Origin of the sequence: Pseudarthrobacter raffinosi (assembly GCF_023913835.1) — a bacterium.
In the GTDB taxonomy this organism is placed as follows: Bacteria; Actinomycetota; Actinomycetes; order Actinomycetales; family Micrococcaceae; genus Arthrobacter; species Arthrobacter raffinosi.
Map to the genome: position 1 here is coordinate 251,785 of NZ_JAMXBG010000001.1, position 20,485 is coordinate 272,269.

The following is a 20,485-nucleotide window of genomic DNA, read 5'->3' on the forward strand; positions in this document are numbered from 1 at the left end:
CGGACATCAGCGCACCTGCCCATTGGAATCGCTGTAGTGGCTCAGGAACAGGGACTCCAACGACGGCGGCGAGACGATCAGTCCGCTGATCCCCGCCGCGGCGACCGCTTGCAAAACCGGGGCAAGGTCCGCTGGGTCCACGTCAAACTCGACCACGTCCCCGTCGGTCAGAACCCCCTGTACGCCGGGCAGGGCTGCCAGCAGTGCAGCGTCAGCGCCCTCGAGCCTGAAATGGGTGAGTTTCAGATGCCTCAGCTCAGCCAGGGTCCCCGATTCCACGGCCCGGCCGGAGCGGATGATCGTCACCCGGCCGCAGAGCTGCTCGACTTCGCTGAGGATATGGCTGGAGAGCAGAACAGTGGCGCCGTCCGCGCTGACGCGCCGGACCTGCCGGCGGAACACCGAATCCATCACCGGGTCCAGGCCGGCGCTGGGCTCATCGAGCAGATAGAGGCGGGCCGGGCGGGCGAAGGCCGCGATCAGTGCCACCCTTCTGCCGGTTTCCCTTGGAATACGTACGGGCCTTGCGCCGCGGGTCGAATTCGAACTCGTCGATCAGTTCCCGGCGCAGCCGCTCATCGGATCCGCCGCGCAGTCCGGTAAGCAGGTCAATGACTTCACCGCCGGAGAGGTTCGGCCAAAGGCTCACGTCCCCGGGAACGTAGGCGACGTCCCGGTGGGCCCGGACCGGGTCCCGCCAGGGATCCAGCCCGAACGCACGCGCGGTTCCCGATGTCGGCCGGATCAGCCCGAGCAGCACTCTGAGGGATGTTGATTTGCCCGCGCCGTTGGGACCAAGAAACCCGTGGACCTCGCCCGGACCAACGCGCAGATCAAGGTTGTCCAGTGCCCGGGTCCTGCCGAAAGTCTTCACGAGCAGGGTGGCGTCAATGACCGGTTCCGTTGCGGATGTCATGGTGGGTTCCGTTCCCTCGGTCCAGCGATAACGACCGAGGCGGCTGCCATGGCGTTCCGCGGGCACAGATTCCCGCGGGCCGACCAGGCTTCCCGGCTCTCCGATCCACAGCCTACGTCCGGCCAACCCGCCAGGGAAGAGCTACCGGCGCAGGCCCGTCACGGCTGTGCGTTGAGCCGTTGGATGAACTCGTCCGCTTGGGCCAGGTTCCGGGCCATTTTGGCCCGCTGGTGGACGGCCTGCTCCAAGAAATCCGAGAGCCTCGCCCGGCCTTCCTCTGGAACTTCATGGCCCTGACCTGCGGCGAGGATGCCAAGGATCTCGGCCATTTCCTCGAGCGAGAACCCCAAAGGCTTCATCTGCTTGATCACCATGAGACGGTCGAAGTCATCTTCCGAATAGACCCGGAACCCACCGTCAGTGCGTGCGGTTGCAGGCAGCAGACCCACGTCGTCGTAGTGCCGGATGGTCCGCAGGGACAAGCCCGTCCGTTCTGCCAGTTCGCCGATGTGCATGGTGGTGCTGCCGGTTTTGGCCGTCATCAGGGACCTCCGTTCCTTGTCCGGATACAACTCTACCATCACGTTAGGGTAGAGTTTGTGGTGAGTGGTGAGACCTTCAAGGATAGATGCCCACTTCCCGGCGCGGCGCTGCGCCCCCTGCATTCTTCGAAAAAGCGAAGACACTCTCGTGTCTTCCTGACCATGAACGGAGCCAGCAATGGCCGTCAAAACCGCCGGGGAAGCCTCAGCCTACACACCCGAACAGCTGCAATCTGTCCGGGAAACCCTGAAGTCTCCGCGCCGGCTCAAAACCGAAGTCCTCGCCGGGCTGGTCGTCGCCCTGGCGTTGATCCCGGAAGCGATCGCGTTCTCGATTATCGCCGGGGTGGATCCGCGGCTGGGATTGTTCGCCTCCTTCACGATGGCCGTCACCATTGCGTTCGTTGGCGGCCGGCCGGCGATGATCTCCGCCGCCACCGGTGCGATCGCCCTCGTCATTGCCCCACTGGTGAAGTCCCACGGTGTGGACTACTTCATCGCCGCCGTGATCCTCGCAGGAGTCTTCCAGGTCATCCTGGGCCTGTCCGGGGTGGCGAAGCTGATGCGATTCATTCCGCGCTCGGTGATGGTGGGCTTCGTCAACGCCCTGGCAATCCTGATCTTTATGTCCCAGGTCCCCGAGCTGCTCGGTGTCCCCTGGCTGGTTTACCCGCTGGTGGCCCTGGCACTGGTGATCGTGTTCGGCCTGCCCAAACTCACGAACGCCATTCCCGCCCCGTTGGTCGCGATTGTGGTCCTGACCCTCATAACGGTGCTTGCCTCCGTCGCCGTGCCGACCGTGGGTGATAAGGGCGACCTGCCCGATTCGCTGCCCTCGCTCTTCATTCCGAATGTTCCGTTCAACCTCGAGACGCTGCAGATCATTTTCCCCTTCGCGCTGGCCATGGCGTTCGTCGGCCTCCTGGAATCCCTCATGACCGCCAAGCTTGTCGATGACGTCACGGACACCCGCTCCCATAAGACCCGCGAAGCGTGGGGCCAGGGCGTGGCCAACATCGTCACCGGCTTTACCGGCGGCATGGGCGGTTGCGCGATGATCGGCCAGACCATGATCAACGTCAAAGCCTCCGGCGCGCGCACCCGCATCTCCACCCTCCTCGCCGGGGTCTTCCTGCTGATCCTCGTCGTAGCCTTGGGCGACATCGTTTCGCTGATCCCCATGGCCGCGCTCGTCGCAGTGATGATTTTCGTTTCGTGGGCCACGTTCGACTGGCACAGCATCCACCCCCGGACGCTGAAGATGATGCCCAAGAGCGAAACGATGGTCATGGTCGCCACCGTCATCGTTACCGTCGCCACCCACAACCTCGCCATCGGCGTCGGCGTCGGCGTCCTCGTCGCGATGGTTCTCTTCGCCCGCCGGGTGGCCCATTTCGTCACGGTGGAGCGGACAGCCAAGACCGTTGACGGTCATGAAACCGCTACCTACGTCGTAGACGGTGAACTGTTTTTCGCCTCGTCCAACGACCTCTATACCAAGTTCGAATACGCCCTGGACCCCAAGGAGGTCATCATCGACATGCACGCCTCACACCTCTGGGACGCCTCCACCATCGCTGCCCTGGATGCGATCACCGAAAAGTACCGGCACCACGGCACGGAAGTGAAGATCATCGGCCTCAACGACGCCAGCGAACTCATGCGCCAACGCCTCGGCGGGAAGCTCGGCGCCGGGCACTGAACCTCAGTCCCCGTCAGGTCGACTTCACGGCACGCTGGGTGTCAGGGATGGATGTCGTCGGATGCTTCCACATGCTGTACGCCATGGGCAGCATGGCCACGAGAGCGGCGACACCGTGGACGTAGAACTGGACGGCGGACAGCGGGACAACACGCGACAGGGCCATGACGAGCAGCGCCACGACGACGACCCAGGTAAGCCAAGGGTTCAGCAGTCCGCTACGCGAGACGCTGATGGCAAAGCCGACCATCCCGACAGCAAATGCGACCGCCGCGGCGATCAGCAGCGGGATGAACCATGGGAGCAGGGCAACTTGAGCCGCCCCGACGTCTCCGCCCGTTTCACTCGCGGCGAGCGGTGCGAATTCCATTCCTGGCAGCATCGCGTACAGCGTGCTGCCGATGACGACGAAGGGCAGCGCGGCGGCGCTCCAGCGGTCTTCGCCCAGCTCGTGCAGGTGGCTTCTGATCGCGAGGAATGCCACGGCCAGGACTGCTGAAGCGACTCCCGTCGCCAAATGCACAACCGCCCAGCGCGTCGGGTCGGCGGTGACCTCCGCAACCAACGCATCAATGTTCGGCTGTGGACCCGGAAGGTACGGGTGGTAACCGAGAGCGGCGAGCAGGATCACTGGCGCGATCGCCACGACGCCTGCGCGAAGCGAATACTTGGCCTGGATAGACATGAGGGGCCTCCTGCAGCAGGTGCCACGCCGGGCTCCCTCCCACAGGAGTCGCAGTTCTGGATTCTCAGTATAGACCGTGAGCCATGGGAACGATGCGGGCGCCACTCGCCGGTTCCTTGAGGGTGCAAAACATCGCCGGTTCCTGATTTCGACGGCCATCCGGTGATGGCTGGCCTCGCGGAGTGGCCAATATAGTAAGTTGCCTTATGATTTTGGTATATACATTGCCGCAGCGCCGGAAGGAACGGGTATGGTGGCGGAATCGCCGAGCTCCAACAGAATCGACGTGGTTGGCGGACGTTACCGGCTGGGCGAGGTGATCGGCCGCGGCGGCATGTCGTCCGTCTACCGTGCAAGGGATAAGAATCTGGGTCGCGACGTGGCCTTGAAGCTGTTCGCACCCCAGGCCCCCGACGCAGACGAGTTGAAACGCCAGGAAGCTGAAATAACGCTGCTGGCGACGCTGAACCATCCCAGCCTCGTGACATTGTTCGATGTCGGCGTCGACGCACGTATCCCGGAGGAGCCCCGGCCGTTCCTGACGATGGAACTGGTCGAGGGACAGGATCTGCGCAGCCGGATCAGGCACAGTAAAGTCCCCCTGGACGAGCTCGCCGTCATAGGAGCCGGCATCGCCGACGCACTGGCCTATGTCCACGGCCTCGGCATCCTCCACCGCGATATCAAGCCGGGCAACATCCTCTTGGTGCAGATCCGACCCGGGGAGCCACTGCGGGCCAAGGTCGCAGACTTCGGCATAGCACGAATCGCCGACGCAACACGCCTGACCGTTACGGGGGCAATGGTGGGCACCGCGGCGTACCTCAGCCCCGAACAGGCCATGGGTTCCCCGCTCACCCCTGCCACAGACATCTATTCGCTGGGGCTGGTCCTGCTCGAATGCACCAAGCAGACAATGGAGTACCCCGGCAGCGCCGTGGAATCTGCGGTGGCCAGGCTGCACCGCGCGCCCAAAATTCCTGCGGATCTCCCTGCCGAGTGGGCAGACCTGATCCGCTCGATGACGGCAATCGAGCCGCTGGAACGCCCGACAGCTGCGGACATCGAGACGGTGCTGCGGCAGGCCCTTGTCTCGCCGACATCCACTCCCGGCGACCTTGCACCGGAAACCACGCGTGTGCTGCCGGCCATGCCGTTCAGGACGCCGTCCGTCACAGGAGAGTCGCCCTCCCCTAATCTGCGCGCAAGGCCGACCAACGAAGGCCCCAACGGTGAGGATTCCGCCAACGCCGCCCAGTCACGGCCGGTGCCTGGCGCCTATCAGCCCAGCAGCCCCCTGGGAGTGCGCCGACGGAGGTCGGCCCGTGCGGGACAGAAGATGCGGCGGCTCCCGGTGGTGGCCATCCTGATCCTTGTTGCGCTGGCAGGCGGGGCCGCGGCACTGACAGCGGGCCAGGCGCCAGAGTCCACATCCGGCGTCGTGCCTTACCCCGCGGTGAGCGGCACGCTGGGTGACCACCTCCTGGAACTTCAGAAGAGTGTGGAACCATGACCGGCTTTTACTCCACAGGCCAGCGCGCCGGAGCACGGGGAGCCGGCTTTGCCGCCACCTTGGTGCTGGCGGCATCGCTCGCCGGCTGCGGCCCGGCCGCTACCGGCCTGCAGCGCGACACGGCCTCCCATCTTCAGGAACTCGTGCTCGGCGTAAGCCAGGCAGCGGCCGCCAACGATCACGCGGCCGCGCTCACGGCACTGGAGAATCTGGAAGCGGACCTGGCGACTGCAGCCGGCAGCGGCCAGGTCTCCGAGGAACGGCGCCGAAGCATCATGACCAGCATCACCGCCGTCAGGGCCGACCTCAATGCCGCCGTAGAAGCCGCCGCCGCGGCAGCGAAGGCAGCTGAAGAAGCAGCGGTTGCCGCGGCAGAAGCGGAAAAAGCCAAGGCCGACGCGGAAGCCGCGCAGGCCGCCCAGGAAAACACTGCGCCCGTCGTGCCGGAACCTATACCGGCACCAGCTCCTGCACCGGAACAGGCAAAAGGCGCCGAGGGGAAAGGCAAAAACAAGAACGGCTGACGATTTGCCGTCCACCCTGGCGGACCCTTCGACTACGCTCATGTGATGCCTGTTCTCATCGCTCCGGACGTCAGTTATCACTCCTCCTGGGTGGAAGGATCCACGGAATTTGGCGGCGCCAACCGGGACGGTGGGGGCCCGGAGGACTGGTCCTTGGAAGCACTCAAAGATGCCCAGACGTTCCGCCGCTTTGTCGATGCCCTCGTCAACGATGCCCTGCAGGAGAGCCCGCGCAAGCCGGGGTACGTGCCCTGCACCTACTTATGGATTGTGGAGGGTGACACGTTCCTTGGCTCGCTGGCCATCAGGCACGAGCTGAACGATTTTCTCCCCAACGAGGGCGGGCACATCGGCTAAGGTGCTTAGGCAAACACTCATTGGGGGAATTATGAACTGTTTCGACTTGCGCTGATCCTGGGCTTCCTTGCTGCAGGCCTTACCGGCTGCACCTACTCATCCCCTCCTTCGTAGGCTGGAAGCACGCACACGGAATTGCCGGCGCTGTCCACACCTGCCCCGTTAACCATGGCAACCGACAACCGCAGGGGTCCGCGACGCCTTTCTCGATGGATACCAAACAGTGCGACGACTCACCCGACTCGAACACAAATGGCTGCACGCACTCGTGCTGTTGCCGGGAATCCCAGCCATCCCACCCGGCGATGACCCCGCCGGGTGGGCCAGCGCTCTGTAAGCCGGTGACTGGTGGAGAAGTTCCTTTATCGGCTTCCCGCTATGCCAGGCGAGAAACTGGCCTTCCGCGCGCACATCCTGGGTGGGATGAGGAGCAAGGACGTGGCCATTGCCGGCGGAGCGCAGACCGCCCAGCAATACCTATCGGCGGGGCTGATCGACGAGCTGCGGCTCCACATCTCGCCCATCCTCCTGGGAGCGGGCGAACGGCTGCTCGACGGCGTCGCGAACCTCAAGCTTGAACCGACGGAAATGCGGCTGCCGCTAGACGCGCGTTGGGAAGGACTCCACCTTGGCTGGATCCCGCTCGACGACGTCGCCCAGCACCCCATCAATACGGTCCAGAGTGTCCTGGCCCAGCGGGAGGTCGGCGGCCTTGACAGTGTCGTCGAGCTGCTCAGAGCGGCTGGCGCCGACAATCGCCGCGGAAACGTTGGGGTTCGCCAACACCCAAGCCACGGCCAGGGTAGCCAGCGGCACACCGAGGTCCGCGGCAATCGGCTTGAGCTTCTCCACCCGCTCCAGCACCTCGGGTTGCATGAACTTGTGCTCAGTCTTCAGCCCGCCGTCGTCGGCGGTGAATCGGCTGCCGGCCGGTACGGTGGAGGCACCGTACTTGCCGCTCAGCACGCCTTGGGCCAGCGGCGACCAGCACACCTGGGTGATCCCGAGCTCTTCGCAGACCGGCACCACTTCAGGTTCGATCACGCGCCACAGCATGTTGTACTGCGGCTGGCTGGAGACGAACTGGATGCCCAGTTCGCCCGCCAACGCGGCGCCCGCGCGGATCTCCGCCACGGTCCATTCCGAGACGCCGATGTAGTGGGCCTTCCCGGCACGGACGATATCCGCAAAGGCACCCATCGTCTCCTCGAGCGGGGTCTCGTAGTCATAGCGGTGCGCCTGATAGACGTCCACGTAGTCCGTCTGCAAGCGGCGCAGCGAACCGTTGATGGATTCCATGACGTGCTTGCGGGACAGGCCACGGTCGTTCTTCCCGGTGCCGGTTGGGAAGAACGCCTTGGTCATGACCTCGATGCCCTCGCGGCGCACACCCTTGAGTGCTTCGCCGAGCATCGTTTCGGCCTTTGTGCCTGCGTAGGCGTCGGCGGTGTCGAAAGTGGTGATGCCAAGGTCCAGGGCCTTGCGCACGCATGCCGTGGCAACGTCCTGGTCCACGGTTTCGCCGTGGGTGGCCCAGTTGCCCAGCGCGATCGAGCTGACGTACATGCCGCTGTTGCCGAGTTTGCGATACTGCATAAAGTTTCCTTTCAGAGTTTGCCGGGGTGTCCGGCGGAATACTGAGAATCCGGGGCGGTAGGTGTTGTGCGCAGGGCCCGGGGCGGTGCGGTGGTCTCCCGTACCACCAGGCGTGCCGGACGGGCAAGGTTGGCCGCTTGCCCTCCATGCATGACCTCCAGGAGGATCCGGGCGACGTCCTGTCCTTGTTCGGCCACCTCGTGGTCCATCGTTGTCAGGCCCACGACGTCGCAGAGCTCGTGGTTATCGAATCCGACCACAGAGAAATCCCGGGGAACTTCCAGGCCTGCCTGGCGGAGGACCTTAAGGACCCCGAAGGCCATCTCATCGGAGGCTACAAAAGCCGCGGTCGGAGCGCGTCCAGCGATAAGCAGCCGGGACATGGCCGCCGCGCCCCCAGCGACACTGTTCTCATCGAATTGTTCAAGGGCGACGTCCAGGGTCAGTCCGGCCTCGGCCAGAGCCTCCCGGTATCCCACCAGCCGCTCCAAGGGCGGCACACCGCCCAAATTGCTGCCCTCCTCATCACGGATGCCGATGAACGCTATCTGCTCATGGCCTAGGTTCAACAGATGCCTCACAGCAGCCCGCCCGGCCCCGACGTTGTCCACAGACACCGATCCGGCGCCCTGCGCTTGAGCCCCCAGCAAAGCCACCGCCTGCCCCTGGGAGGCGAGCGATTCCAGCTCCTCCCTGCTCGGCTGCAGGGCCATGATGATGACCCCGTCCGTACGGCCATGCAAATGCACGGTGCCGAAGAACCTCTGACGCTGTCCGGCAGTGGCGAGCTCGTAGAGGAGCACATCGAATCCGGCCTCCCGGAGCGTGTGTGTGGCCTCGCCAATAACCTTTCCGAAAAACCACTTGGCCAGCACCGGTACCACGATGCCCACGGTCATCGTCCGGCCTGTCGCAAGACGCGACGCAGCCGGGGATGCCGAATACCCTAGCTCATCGGCCGCCTTCTGCACGCGCTTGCGAGTTGCCGTCGAAACACCCGGAACGGAACGCAGCGCACGGGAGACTGTTGATATGGAGACCCCAGCACGTTCCGCCACTGATTCAACGTTTGCTACCATGCAACCTATGCTAGACAAGCATTCCGCAGTAACGCAAGCGCTTGCAATGCGTTCAGCGCGTCGCTGACTCCAATGCCGACGCCGGGGACCCATAACCGGGCTGACCAGCCTCCGGCTACATCGCCCAGCAGCTCGCCATTTCCCATCCACAAAAGGTTGCCGCACTGGTGCTGGTGGGCTGTCCCCTGAGCCTCCACGGGCGGGCACCCTTCGCCGACGAAGTGGACCGCCTGACGGACCCCCTCGACGAGAACTGGGTCCGGGATTCCCCTGTCCTGGTTTACCCTGCTGCACGAGGTTCCGCAGTGGTCGCTCGAGGACCGTGTGCGCGACGGTCTCAGGATGCCAGCCCACGTGTGGAAAGCCATCCTGAACGGCCTGGGCGAGGCCACCCCGCCCACGGAAGCGGGATCCATCCACGCCCCCACGCTTATCCTGTGGGGCGGCCAGGACGGCTTGCTGACGCGCGGCGACCAGGAAACCCTAGCCACCCGGATCCCCGGCTCAGGGCTGAAGGTGTACCCCGGAATGGCACATCTGGTGCTGTGGGAGTGCCCGGAACAAGTGGCGGAAGATACGACGGCGTTCCTCCGCTTGCTCGGTTGAGGTCAGGCACCAAACCAGCGGCCGCCGTCGTGATTCCCGACGACGGCGGCCGCCCGGCAGGCGCTCAGCTGAGGTATCCGTTCGGGTTGAGGACGTACTTGGTGGCCGCTCCGGCGTCGAACTCGGCATAGCCCTTGGGCGCATCCTCCAGGCTGATCGCCTTCGCGTTCACGTTCTTGGCGATGCTCACCTTGTCGTGCAGGATGGCCATCATCAGTTGCCGGTTGTACTTCATCACCGGGCATTGTCCGGTGGTGAAGCTGAGCGACTTGGCCCAGCCAGTGCCCAGGCTCAGGCTCAGCGCACCCTTCTTGGCAGCTTCGTCCACGCCGCCCGGATCGCCGGTGACGTACAGCCCGGGAATGCCCAGCGCACCGCCGGCCGCGGTGATTTCCATCAGCGAATTCAGCACCGTAGCGGGCGCCTCCTTGGCGTCATGGCCGTGGCCGCGCGCTTCGAAGCCCACCGCGTCCACGCCGCAGTCCACTTCCGGGACGCCCAGGATCTGCTCGATCTGCTCCGCCGGGCCGCCCTTGCTCAGGTCAATCGTTTCGCACCCGAAACTGCGCGCCTGCTTCAGCCTGTCCTCGTTCAGATCGCCCACAATCACGACGGCGGCACCCAGCAGGTGCGCGCTGGTGGCCGCTGCGAGGCCAACAGGCCCGGCGCCGGCCACATACACGGTGGAGCCGACGCCCACCCCGGCCGTCACGGCGCCGTGGAAGCCGGTGGGGAAAATGTCCGACAGCATGGTCAGGTCCATGATCTTTTCCAGGGCCTGGTCCTTGTCCGGGAACTTCAGCAGGTTCCAGTCTGCGTACGGGACCAGCACGTAGTTGGCCTGGCCGCCCACCCAGCCGCCCATATCCACATAGCCGTAGGCGCTGCCGGGGCGGTCCGGATTGACGTTCAGGCAGATGCCGGTCTTGCGTTCCTTGCAGTTCCGGCAGCGGCCGCAGGCGATGTTGAAGGGCACCGAACAGATGTCCCCCACTTTGATGAACTCGACGCCGGGACCAACCTCCACCACCTCGCCGGTGATCTCGTGCCCCAGCACCAGGTTGGGCGGCGCCGTGGTGCGCCCGCGGACCATGTGCTGGTCCGAACCGCAGATGTTGGTGGCCACGGTTTTCAGGATGACCCCGTGGGGTACTGTGCGCCCCACGTTCGCCGGATTCACGCCCGGGCCGTCTTGGAGTTCGAAGCTTGGATAGTCGATGTCGATCAGTTCGACCTTGCCCGGTTCTTTGTAGGCAACGGCTTTGTTCCCAGTCATCAGTGCTCTCCTCTGGTCAGAACGGCGAAGCCCGGTGGGGCCGCCATGAATCATGAGTGTTGCGATGGATCCCCACGTGCAGGGCCTGCCCGTTGCTTGAGCAGCTGGATGTTTTCCTGGCGTTGGGGGTCCGGCCAGTCTAGGCATGCCGGCCCGAAGGGTCCATAGCCCGAACCCCTTATCTTTATCTGCTCCCCTGCCGGGGCCGGTTGGCCGTCAAGAGCTCCGCCGCCTGTAGGTACAACTCGTCATCTCTCCGGCTTCCGTTGCGGCCAGGGACGAAACCTTGAGCAGCTTCACCCGTACGGCCGGTACCCTTAACCGGTGACTTTGACGCACCCGCCACACCTCGCCGACCCTGTGATCAGCTCCCTGGTGGGCGGCACCTCGCTCAGCCGCGGCCGCACCTATGCGCGAAGGGGCGCCGTCTCAGGCGTCGAGTGGGATCCCCAGAAACTGGAGCTGAAAGGCAAGGTCCAGGGCAACCGCAGCGCCCCGTATCGGACCAGGGCCTCGTTCAAGAACGGCATCAACGGTTTGCGCCTGGAATGGGGCAATTGCTCCTGCCCTATGGAGTACAACTGCAAGCATGTGGCCGCGCTGCTCCTGGAAATCAGCAGCGGGCCCGTGATGGAGCAGCCGCCGCTTCTGGTCATTCCCGCCGCCGCTGCCCGGGCCCCTGCCCCGGCCCGTGCGAAGGCACCAAAGAAGTCCCCTCCCGATCCCTGGCAGCGGCAGCTCCACAGCATTCTTCACCCGCAGCCAACTCCCCGCCACACAGCCTTCAACCCCGGCGTCAGCTCCGCCGCCACCACACCCCCACTCCAGCTCGGCGTGCAGCTGGATCTGCAGGAAACGGCACCAGGCCGGACCTGGTCCCAGCACGGACTCCACGATCCCTGGGAAAATCAATCGGCCTCTGCCATTAGCCTGACGGCCCGGCCCGTAAAACTTGGGGTCAAAGGCAAGTGGGTGGCTGGCCAACTCCGCTGGGATACCTTCGGGCGTTCCCACTACTACGGCTACCCACGCGAAGCCTTCAAGCCGGAACAGGTCCGCTGGATGCGGACCTTCGCCGCCGTCTACGCCATTGAAGGCTCACAGGCAACCAGCACGCACCTTCCCCTGGACCAATTCCACAGCCCGTTGCTCTGGCAGCTCCTCGCTGAAGCCCGCCACGTCGGAGTGGCGCTGGTCGCCGCAAAGTCCGGCGACGTCGTCGTAATTCATGACCCTGTCAGCCTGTCACTGGATCTTAGCGATCACGACGGCGGACTGCGGCTGGCCGCGCACGTCGGGGTGAACTGTGACGCCAGTTCACCGGACCGCCGGGCCCTGGGCATGATCGGCCAGCCCGGCCACGGAGTGTTCTGGTGGGATTCCGCCACCGGTCCGGGCACATCCAAGGCGCCCCGGGGCTTCCACCTCGCCCCGAGCGCGGGGCCTGTACCGGAAGCCCTCCGGCCCCTGATCATGCACCGAACCGAACTGCGGGTCCCGGCGGAGGCCCGCGACGCCTTCCTGGGAGCCAGCTTCCCGCAACTGGCCCAGGCCACCGATGTCATCTCCAGCGATGCCTCCGTGGAACTTCCGCAGATCCTGCCGCCGGAGCTGGTCCTGACCGCCACCCATAATTCCGCCACACTGCAGCTTCACTGGCACTGGGAGTACGCGTCCGCGGCCACCGTCACCCGCCAGCCGCTGCCCGACGCCGGCAACGGATACCGCGACCACACGTTCGAGTCCCAACTCCTGGCGCAGGTGGCCGGGGTTCTGGCCCCGTTTCCGTCCGCCTGGCAGGAGCAATTCCCGGACCAGCCGTCCGGCCACCCCGGCAGCGTCGAGCCCACTGTGCTCAGGAACGTCGCCGCCGCCCGGTTCACTACCGATGCGCTGCCCGCGCTGGAACAGTTCGAGCACGTGCGGGTAGTCACCTCGGGCCCGGCGCCGGACTACAGCGAGCTGACGGACAGTCCGCTGGTCAGCGTCAGCACCAAGGGAACGGACGACGGCGACTGGTTTGATTTGGGCGTCACCGTCACCCTGGGCGGGGAAGAAATCCCCTTTGACCTGCTGTTCCGCGCCCTGGCCGCCGGCGATGAACACCTGATGCTGGCCAGCGGCAGCTACTTCCGGCTCGACCAGCCCGAGTTCCTCCGGCTGCGCCGCCTGATCGAGGAAGCCAGGGCCCTGCAGGACCACGAGGGGCCCCTGCGGATCAGCCGGTACCAGGCCGGCCTCTGGGACGAGTTCGAGGAACTGGCAACCACCGCCGAACAGGCCGATTCCTGGCGGCGGAGCGTCGGAGGGCTGCTGCGGTTCTCGGAGATGCTGGACGTGCCGCAGCCGGCGGGCCTCGTCGCATCGTTGCGCCCCTATCAGCAGGACGGCTTCAACTGGCTGGCCTTCCTGTGGGAGCAGGGCCTGGGCGGCGTGCTCGCGGACGATATGGGCCTGGGCAAAACACTGCAGGCCATAGCCCTGATCTGCCACGCGAAAAACGGCATCGGCGCACCGGCACGGGACGAAGCCGCACGCCACCCTTTCCTGGTGGTCGCCCCTACCTCAGTGGTGCCCAACTGGGCCGCGGAAATCGGGCGGTTTTCCCCCGGGCTGCGCGTCACCGCCGTCACCGACACGCTGCAGCGCAGCGGAACGGATCCCGCGGCACTCACTGCAGAGTCCGACGTCGTGATTGTCTCCTACACACTGTTCCGGCTGGACTACGAGGCCTACGCGGCCCAGGAATGGGCGGGGCTGCTGCTGGACGAGGCGCAGTTTGTGAAAAATCCGGCCACCAAGGCCAGCCAGAATGCCCGCCGGTTCCCCGCCCCGTTCTAGCTCGCCATCACGGGGACACCCATGGAGAACAACCTGATGGAGCTGTGGTCCATGTTCTCCATCACCGCTCCCGGGCTGTTTCCGTCGTCGAGGAACTTCGCCGACTACTACCAGAAGCCGGTGGAGAAAGACGGGGACGCGGAGAAACTGGCGCAACTACGACGGCGGATCCGGCCTCTGATGATGCGCCGCACCAAGGACCTTGTGGCCAAGGATCTTCCCGCCAAGCAGGAACAGGTGCTGGAGCTGGATTTGGCGCCGCGGCACCGCACGATTTACCAGCGGCACCTGCAGCGCGAACGGCAAAAAGTCCTGGGATTGCTGGATGATATGAACAAGAACCGCTTCGCGATCTTCAAATCCCTCACCATGCTGCGCAGGCTCAGCTTGGACGCGTCCCTGGTGGACGAGAAATACGCCTCCGTCCCGTCCAGCAAACTTGATGCCCTGCTGGAGCAACTCGGCGACATCGTATCGGAGGGACATCGCGCCCTGATCTTCAGCCAGTTCACCGGATTCCTTGGCAAGGCCGCGGCGCGGCTCGACGCTGAAGGCATCGAGTACGCCTATCTGGACGGCAAGACCCGCCGGCGCGGCGACGTGATCGATCAGTTCAAGTCCGGAAGCGCACCCGTGTTCCTCATCAGCCTCAAAGCAGGCGGATTCGGCCTGAACCTGACTGAGGCGGACTACGTATTCCTGCTGGACCCATGGTGGAACCCCGCGTCAGAGGCGCAAGCCGTTGACCGCACCCACAGGATCGGCCAGAACCGGAACGTCATGGTCTACCGGCTGGTGGCCAAGGACACCATCGAGGAGAAAGTCATGGCGCTCAAGGAGAGAAAGGCCAAGCTGTTCACCGCCGTGCTGGACGACGACGCGATGTTCGCCTCAGCACTGACTGCGGATGACGTGCGGGGCCTGTTCGACGGCTGACGCGCGCTAACGCCCCGGAGCAGGTCGCGGAAGATGCGGCGGCGTTCTTCCGTTCCCTCAATTAGGGGCAGCCCCGCCAGCCAAGGCTCTCGTTCCCGCCCAGCGCGGTCTGTTGACCTGCACGGGGATGCGGAGTCTAATCGGAAGCAGGTGGCGCTGCTCGCGCGCCGACTTACTCATTTCGGGGTGGATCATGGCCGCTGGAGAAAACGTTCGGGAGGACCGGCTGGAGGTTCCCGGCGGCAGTGTCTGGTACCGGGTCGTCGGCGACGGTCAGCACACACCGCTGGTCATTGTTCACGGCGGCCCAGGTGCCACCCATGACTATCTCGAGCCGTTGGAGGCCCTGGCCGATGAGCGGCCGGTGGTTTTCTACGATCAACTCGGGGCGGGAAAATCGGATGCGCCCGACGATATCGAAATGTGGACCAACGAGCGCCTGGTTGACGAACTTGGCAGGATCCTTGACGGCCTCGCATTGGGTCGCGTCCACCTGCTCGGCCAGTCTTGGGGGACGATCATCGCGACCGAGTACGCCCTCCGGACGCCGGAGAGGCTGGCGAGCCTGGTCCTGGCGAATCCATGCCTGAGCCTGCCCCGCTACGCCGTCGGTGCAGCGGCACTGCGCGCGGCCCTGCCCGCGGATGTCCGCGCTGTGCTGGACCGGCACGAGGCCGCAGGAACTACGGACTCCGATGAATACCAGGCGGCCACGATGGAGTTCTACCTTCGACACGTCTGCCGGCTGGACCCGTGGCCGGATTCTTTGATGCGGACTTTTAGCCAACTGAACCAGGCTATCTATGAGCGGATGCAGGGGCCGAGCGAATTCCAGATCACAGGCATCCACAAGGACTATGACGTGACCGGTCGCCTGGGTGAACTAACGGTTCCTACACTGTTCCTGTGCGGCCGTCACGATGAGATTCGGCCGGAGGACGCGGCTTGGTACCACAGCCTGGTGCCGGGATCGGAGCTGGTCATCTTCGAGGAGAGCAGCCATATGCCCCATCTCGAGGAACCTGAGCGCTACCAGGAGGTACTGCGAGATTTCCTGCACAGGGCGGAACAGGCACCCACGGAAACGCCCGTACAGGTTCAACGGGGCTGACTGTCCTGTAAGTCCTCGCCTGAGTCTTAACCGGATGTACGCCCAGCAAGCCCGCCCAGCACCACGTTCACCGGCTCCTGCCCGGCCTGCAACAAACCGATTTGCTTCCGGATCAGCCGCGCCACCCGCGGCAGCATGGCCGAGCTGGCCCCGCCCACGTGCGGGGTGATGAGGACACCGGGCACGGTCCACAGGGGATGATCGCGCGGCAGCGGTTCCGGATCCGTCACGTCCAGGGCGGCCCGGAGCCTGCCGGACGACGTCTCGCGCAGCAATGCCTCGGTATCGGCCACCGGCCCGCGGGCCACGTTCACCAGCAGTGCGCCGTCCGGCATCGCCGCCAGGAACCGGGCGTCAACCAGGTGCCGGGTCTGCTCGCTCAGGGGAACACTGACCACCACAATGTCGTGGAGCGGCAGTTGCTCATACAGGGAATCAATCCCGTGGATCCTGCCGCCCTCATCGTCGCGGCCGCGGCTGGCCAGCCGCGTCACCTCGGTCTCGAACGGCAGCAGCCGGGCCTCAACCGCCTTCCCCACTCCCCCATAACCCACCAGGAGCACCCGCCTGTCGGCCAGGCTAGGGCGCTCGCGGTGGTCCCAGGTTCCCGTCGCCGAATTCCGCACAAAGTCCGGGATCCCCCGCTGGCTGGCGATGATCATGCCCAACGCAAGTTCCGCCGTCGACGTCTCATGCACTCCCGCCGCGTTGGCGAAAAGGCACCCCGCGGGCAGAACCGCCGCGACGCCGTCGTACCCGATCAGCTGGCTCTGCACCAGGCCGACGTCCACGGAGTCCAGCGCAGCCAGCGCCCCTACTCCGCCCATGTAGGGCGGCACCACAATGTCGAACTGCTCCGCCGGCGCCGGGCCGGTCAGGTCCCACAGGAAGAGTTCGACGCCGGCGGACGGCTCGAGTGCGTCCACCAGGTTCTGGCTGGGCAGACTCACCCGTAGTTTCGGTGATGTGGGCAAACCGGACATGGGTGCTCCTTCTCTCGACTTTCCTGCCAGTTAACCAGCCCCGCGCTACCGGTCGGTCTTGACCACCGTGAACAGCACCGCCGAGTCCTCTTCCGCTTCCAGGCTGTGCAGCCCGTCCGGCACGATCAGGAGATCCCCTGCCTTGCCCTGCCACGACTCCCCGCCAGCCCTCAGCCAGACCGATCCCTTCAGCACGTAGACCGTTGCCTCGCCGGGGTTCTGGTGCTCGCTGAGCTGCGTGCCGGCACGGAAGGCCATGACGGTCTGGCGCAGTTTCTTCTCATGCCCGCCGAACGCTGTATCGGCTGCCCGCCCACTGGGTGCCGCAACAGCGGCAGCGATCTGCTGACGGGCCAAAGCCTCAATCGATATCTTTTGCATGACGCCACCGTACCTACGATTGACGGCGTTGCCGAGGGCCGTTCACTCACCGTCCTGCGGCGCTACCCGTGCGTGACGGCAGCCCCCAGAAGCCCGAACAGCGTTCCGGCCGCCAGGGCAATGAGGGCGCGCCTCCGCGTGGGATACAGCCAGCGCACTGCAAAAACAGCCACCGCGAGAATCAACCCGTTCACCACGCTCATGGTGACCGCCAACCATTCGGTACCGGTGGACACCCCGAAGCCTCCACCGCTGCAGCCGCTGATCCCGCACCAGGCAAGACCCGCCACGAGCCACTGCGGAAAGCTCAGCAGGACAGCGAGGGGCACGGTCCACCAGAGATTGCGGACGTTCCGGGTGACCCCGTGAATTGTCACCCCCGGAACCTGAGGCATAGCGAGAGGCCTGGCGGCTGGAACCGGCTTCCGGATGCTCAGGACCATCCACCGGAAGAGCGCTGCGTTGACCACCGCAAGGGCGAGGAATCCCAGGTAGTGGATAACCGTCGTCGGCCTCAACCCACCCTGCGGCGGCGGACCCGAGGAATCAAGGAGGAAGACCACGGCGAAATACGCCGCCGAAACGGGCAGCGTCAGAACCACCACGGCCAACCACAGCCGCTCCCGGAACACGGCATCCAGCCCCGTTTCGAAGGAACCGGTGACGAGCGAAGCCCCGACAGCGGCAACCGTCACCGCCAGATAAACGGCGACGGCGATCCTGGCCCAGCGCGGTAGCAACCCCTTATCCGGTAAGGATCCTGTCCGCATAGTCATGACCGGGCCCTCACCGGACGGACCATGCGGATTTCGGGCAGCTCTTCCCACTCGGGTGGCAGCTGGCCGCGCGTGCCGTCAGGGCGAAAGCCGTGTTTGAGGTAGAAGGCCTGCGCCCGAGGATTGTTCTCCAGCACCCAGAGATAAGCCGGACTCTCACCGATGGCCGCGCTCAGCAACGCGGCCCCCAGCCCGCTGCCGTGCGTCCGCCGGAGTGTGTACAGCGAATACAGTTCCAGCGCCTCCGGGCCGTCCTCATCCCGTGCGGGACCCGAGTCGGCGAGACCCACCACTTCATGGTTGGCGTCCACGGCCATGATCCGCGGGTCGCTGCCGGCCAGGAATGGTCGACACTGTGCATCGCGCCCATGTGATCCAGGCCCGGCAGGACGCGGACGTCCCACCCGGCTTTGGTCAGGGACGCTTGATGCCTCGCCAGGGGCTCCCCGATGGACACCCGCACTCCGCCCCAGACCGGTTTGTAGTCAATCTGGTCCTCGGCGCCGGCGAACGCGAGTTTGGGCAGGTCCCCCGGGAGCACTGCGGCGGAATCGTCAAAGTCCTGCAGCGCTTCGTACAGGGTGACGAACTGCTGCGTCTGCGCCTCGGTGGTCTGGACCGACACCGAATCCCAGTCGCCCGGTTCAGGTTCCGTGACCTGGCCTGCCGGTTCGCCGGCCTTTTCCACGGACATGGCGTGCGGGGCGCGGGTGACGGCCAGCATGCTTCGGTACGGACCCTCGAGCGGCGGGAACCCGCCCAAGGCGAGCGCCCGCAGACGGTCGGTGCGGAGTGCGAGCTGCAGGCCGCACAGCGCCAGCCAGGAGTAGCCGTAGTAGGCAAAACGGTCGACGCCGGCGGCATCGGCAATTGCCAGCAGATCCTTCGCGATGTTCCCCGGGGTGAAGCGTCTGCGGCGCCGGGTGGGCCATGCGGTGCGCTTCGTAGTACGCGGCTATCACCCGGTTGGTTGGTGCCAGTCCGTTGATGAGGTTTGGTCCCAGGTCCGGGTCCCCGCCCCACTGGCGCAGCGTCTCCGCCTCCGCCGCGGTGTGGGGCGCCAGGCTGACCGGCAGGAGGACTCCGGGTCCGTCTCCCTGAACCGTGACGGGGATGGTTGAGCCGTCACGGAGAACTGCCTCAACTGTTTCCGTGCCCATTGGCTGCCTCTTCCTCCGCGGTATTCACAGAGGGCATCCCCGTTCGTTGACACTCCTCTACGGCGGACGTGTACTTAAAATGGCGCCTGTGATTGCAGGGACAAATCACGAAGCGGCCCACGCTTCCGTGCGGCCGCCCTCAACACATGGAGGTCGAAATGGGACAGGCACGCGAGGTCATGGACCGCTTAACCACGGCCATGGCAGCAAAGGACAAGGAAACACTAGCGGGGTGCTACGCCGAGGACGCCGTGGCCTTCACCCCTGATGAAGGCGAGCTCACCGGGCGGGAGGGAATCACCAACTACCTCTTCCATTTCTGGGAAGCGCTGCCGGACGTCACGTATGAGTACGCCGATAAACATGAGGCCGGGAATGTGGCTATCGATGAGGGTTTCGTCGCCGGAACCAACACCGGGCCGTTGAGCCTGCCTTCCGGCGAAACCCTGCCGGCCACGGGCAAACAGGTCAGGGTCAGAAGCTGCGACATCGCCAGGGTCGAGGGCGGCCTGATCACATCGCACCACTTCTACTTTGACCAGATGGACTTCCTGGGACAGCTCGGGCTGCTTCCGGAATTGTCCAAACACTGATCGGCGCCGGCCCTACTTGAGGATCTCGGCACGGCGCAGCCGGACGATGTCCTCCAGCACGTCGTTGGGGAGGGGATGCGCCGCCGTGAACCGGATGGTCCCTTTGGACAGGGAGTACCCTTCAAGCCGGCCGGCGACGGCGTCAATCACCGCCGGGGAAAACGGGAAGACGGAGAGGTGCTTGCCTGCCCGGACGACGCCCACGAGAGGCTTTCCCTCAAATTTCAGGGCCGGCATCCCGTAGCTCATCCCCTGCTCGGCCTCCGGCACAACGGCCCTTGCAACATCGATCACATGTTGCAGGCAGCCGCGGTCCGGCTCAGGAAGATCGGCCAAGGAATGTCAACGGAGCCCATGGCACCCATTCTATTCCTGAGCGTGACGCGCTATTCCTGAGCGTGGCGCGAGGGGCCGCACCTGCCTTCGCGGCAAGTGCGGCCCCTTCGTGCGCCAATCAGCCCTGCGGCTGGCTACTTGCGCTGGGAGATGTTGAGAATGTTCCCTTCGCTGTCCAGGAACCAGGCGGACTTCCCCCAGTCGTTATCCGCAACGCCGTTCTCCGTCTTCAGGCCGGGGAAATCGTAGTCTTCAAAGACGACCCCGCGGCCCCGCAGTTCCTCCATCTCGGCTTCGAGGTTGTCCGTTTCCCAGCCCATCTGGGTGTTCTTGGCCGTCCCGGCATTCTCCGTCTGGTAAATCAGGAAACCCGTTCCGTTGCCGCCGCTGTAAAACAGGCTGTCGTCCTCCATGGAATCGGACGGTTCCAGCCCCAGCTTGTCCCGATAGAAATCCTTCGCCCTGTTGATGTCCTTCGCAGCGAGAACAGCCATAATGGTTCGATCCTTGAGCATGATGATTTCCTTTGTGCCTTGCTTTCGCGTTGATGGCGATGCTCTCCCCCGGAGGCG

19 protein-coding genes and 3 pseudogenes are annotated in these 20,485 nt (G+C 65.0%); 9 read left to right on the plus strand and 13 right to left on the minus strand.

Translation table 11 applies throughout. The annotated features are described in order from the left end of the window. Nucleotides 1-6: 6 nt before the first annotated feature. Nucleotides 7-916, minus strand: a pseudogene (locus NG697_RS01135) (ABC transporter ATP-binding protein). Nucleotides 917-1,074: 158 nt separating this feature from the next. After that, on the minus strand, nt 1,075-1,458 hold the full coding sequence (locus NG697_RS01140; RefSeq protein ID WP_252599310.1) for a helix-turn-helix domain-containing protein: 384 nt from the start codon (nt 1,456-1,458) through the stop codon (nt 1,075-1,077). A gap of 178 nt (nt 1,459-1,636) precedes the next feature. Between NG697_RS01140 and NG697_RS01145 the strand changes: the two genes are divergently transcribed. Then, nucleotides 1,637-3,160 (plus strand): SulP family inorganic anion transporter, encoded by a 1,524-nt coding sequence (locus tag NG697_RS01145; protein WP_252613376.1) that lies wholly within the window; start codon nt 1,637-1,639, stop codon nt 3,158-3,160. A gap of 13 nt (nt 3,161-3,173) precedes the next feature. On the opposite strand, the gene NG697_RS01150 is transcribed toward NG697_RS01145, so the two are convergent. Further along, the gene (locus NG697_RS01150) at nt 3,174-3,845 is read right to left on the minus strand and encodes a hypothetical protein (RefSeq protein WP_252613378.1); all 672 of its coding nucleotides are present in this window, start codon (nt 3,843-3,845) and stop codon (nt 3,174-3,176) included. A gap of 250 nt (nt 3,846-4,095) precedes the next feature. Between NG697_RS01150 and NG697_RS01155 the strand changes: the two genes are divergently transcribed. The 4 genes and pseudogenes from NG697_RS01155 to NG697_RS01170 form a co-directional block, all read left to right on the plus strand. Continuing rightward, complete coding sequence (locus tag NG697_RS01155) at nt 4,096-5,358, plus strand: serine/threonine-protein kinase (RefSeq protein WP_252599315.1); 1,263 nt, start codon at nt 4,096-4,098, stop codon at nt 5,356-5,358. Then, nucleotides 5,355-5,882 carry a hypothetical protein gene (locus NG697_RS01160; protein ID WP_252608782.1) on the plus strand — a complete coding sequence of 176 codons (528 nt, stop codon included), beginning with the start codon at nt 5,355-5,357 and terminating at the stop codon, nt 5,880-5,882. The genes NG697_RS01155 and NG697_RS01160 overlap by 4 nt, the downstream gene beginning before the upstream one ends. A gap of 45 nt (nt 5,883-5,927) precedes the next feature. After that, complete coding sequence (locus NG697_RS01165) at nt 5,928-6,239, plus strand: GNAT family N-acetyltransferase (RefSeq protein ID WP_252613380.1); 312 nt, start codon at nt 5,928-5,930, stop codon at nt 6,237-6,239. A gap of 429 nt (nt 6,240-6,668) precedes the next feature. Then, nucleotides 6,669-6,833: pseudogene (locus tag NG697_RS01170) on the plus strand (dihydrofolate reductase family protein); the annotation flags it as partial. A 6-nt stretch (nt 6,834-6,839) separates the two neighbouring features. Here the strand turns inward: NG697_RS01170 and NG697_RS01175 are convergent. Together NG697_RS01175 and NG697_RS01180 are read right to left on the minus strand one after the other, a co-directional pair. Further along, a complete protein-coding gene (locus NG697_RS01175) occupies nt 6,840-7,835 on the minus strand; it encodes an aldo/keto reductase family protein (RefSeq protein ID WP_252599319.1) in 996 nt (331 codons plus the stop codon). Nucleotides 7,836-7,846: 11 nt separating this feature from the next. Next, the gene (locus tag NG697_RS01180; RefSeq protein WP_252613382.1) at nt 7,847-8,914 is read right to left on the minus strand and encodes a LacI family DNA-binding transcriptional regulator; all 1,068 of its coding nucleotides are present in this window, start codon (nt 8,912-8,914) and stop codon (nt 7,847-7,849) included. 342 nt (nt 8,915-9,256) lie between these two features. Between NG697_RS01180 and NG697_RS01185 the strand changes: the two genes are divergently transcribed. Continuing rightward, nucleotides 9,257-9,520: an alpha/beta fold hydrolase gene (locus NG697_RS01185; protein ID WP_252599321.1), complete on the plus strand. Its 264-nt coding sequence runs from the start codon at nt 9,257-9,259 to the stop codon at nt 9,518-9,520. A gap of 64 nt (nt 9,521-9,584) precedes the next feature. Here the strand turns inward: NG697_RS01185 and fdhA are convergent, their stop codons facing one another. Further along, nucleotides 9,585-10,796 carry a formaldehyde dehydrogenase, glutathione-independent gene (gene fdhA / locus NG697_RS01190; RefSeq protein WP_252599322.1) on the minus strand — a complete coding sequence of 404 codons (1,212 nt, stop codon included), beginning with the start codon at nt 10,794-10,796 and terminating at the stop codon, nt 9,585-9,587. Nucleotides 10,797-11,171: 375 nt separating this feature from the next. Here fdhA and NG697_RS01195 point away from each other — a divergent pair. Beyond that, a pseudogene (locus NG697_RS01195) lies at nt 11,172-14,573 on the plus strand (SNF2-related protein). 193 nt (nt 14,574-14,766) lie between these two features. Further along, entirely contained in the window at nt 14,767-15,684 is a 918-nt protein-coding gene (locus NG697_RS01205) for a proline iminopeptidase-family hydrolase (protein WP_252599324.1), read from the plus strand. 26 nt (nt 15,685-15,710) lie between these two features. Here the strand turns inward: NG697_RS01205 and NG697_RS01210 are convergent, their stop codons facing one another. From NG697_RS01210 to NG697_RS21160, 5 genes are all read right to left on the minus strand, one after another. Beyond that, complete coding sequence (locus NG697_RS01210) at nt 15,711-16,667, minus strand: 2-hydroxyacid dehydrogenase (protein ID WP_252599325.1); 957 nt, start codon at nt 16,665-16,667, stop codon at nt 15,711-15,713. 45 nt (nt 16,668-16,712) lie between these two features. Then, a complete protein-coding gene (locus NG697_RS01215; RefSeq protein WP_056346835.1) occupies nt 16,713-17,048 on the minus strand; it encodes a cupin domain-containing protein in 336 nt (111 codons plus the stop codon). Nucleotides 17,049-17,110: 62 nt separating this feature from the next. After that, the gene (locus tag NG697_RS01220; RefSeq protein WP_252599327.1) at nt 17,111-17,824 is read right to left on the minus strand and encodes a hypothetical protein; all 714 of its coding nucleotides are present in this window, start codon (nt 17,822-17,824) and stop codon (nt 17,111-17,113) included. After that, entirely contained in the window at nt 17,821-18,114 is a 294-nt protein-coding gene (locus NG697_RS01225; RefSeq protein ID WP_252599328.1) for a GNAT family N-acetyltransferase, read from the minus strand. Before NG697_RS01225 ends, NG697_RS01220 begins: the two co-directional genes overlap by 4 nt. After that, nucleotides 17,997-18,548 (minus strand): hypothetical protein, encoded by a 552-nt coding sequence (locus tag NG697_RS21160; RefSeq protein ID WP_252613419.1) that lies wholly within the window; start codon nt 18,546-18,548, stop codon nt 17,997-17,999. Before NG697_RS21160 ends, NG697_RS01225 begins: the two co-directional genes overlap by 118 nt. Before the next feature lie 594 nt (nt 18,549-19,142). On the opposite strand from NG697_RS21160, the gene NG697_RS01235 reads away from it, so the two are divergent. Beyond that, nucleotides 19,143-19,577, plus strand: a complete 435-nt coding sequence (locus tag NG697_RS01235; protein ID WP_252613383.1) for a nuclear transport factor 2 family protein — start codon at nt 19,143-19,145, stop codon at nt 19,575-19,577. A 12-nt stretch (nt 19,578-19,589) separates the two neighbouring features. On the opposite strand, the gene NG697_RS01240 is transcribed toward NG697_RS01235, so the two are convergent. After that, complete coding sequence (locus NG697_RS01240) at nt 19,590-19,913, minus strand: iron chaperone (protein WP_252613386.1); 324 nt, start codon at nt 19,911-19,913, stop codon at nt 19,590-19,592. A 134-nt stretch (nt 19,914-20,047) separates the two neighbouring features. Then, nucleotides 20,048-20,428, minus strand: coding sequence for a VOC family protein (locus NG697_RS01245; protein WP_248762184.1), 381 nt, complete (start codon nt 20,426-20,428; stop codon nt 20,048-20,050). Between the last annotated feature and the right edge of the window lie 57 nt (nt 20,429-20,485).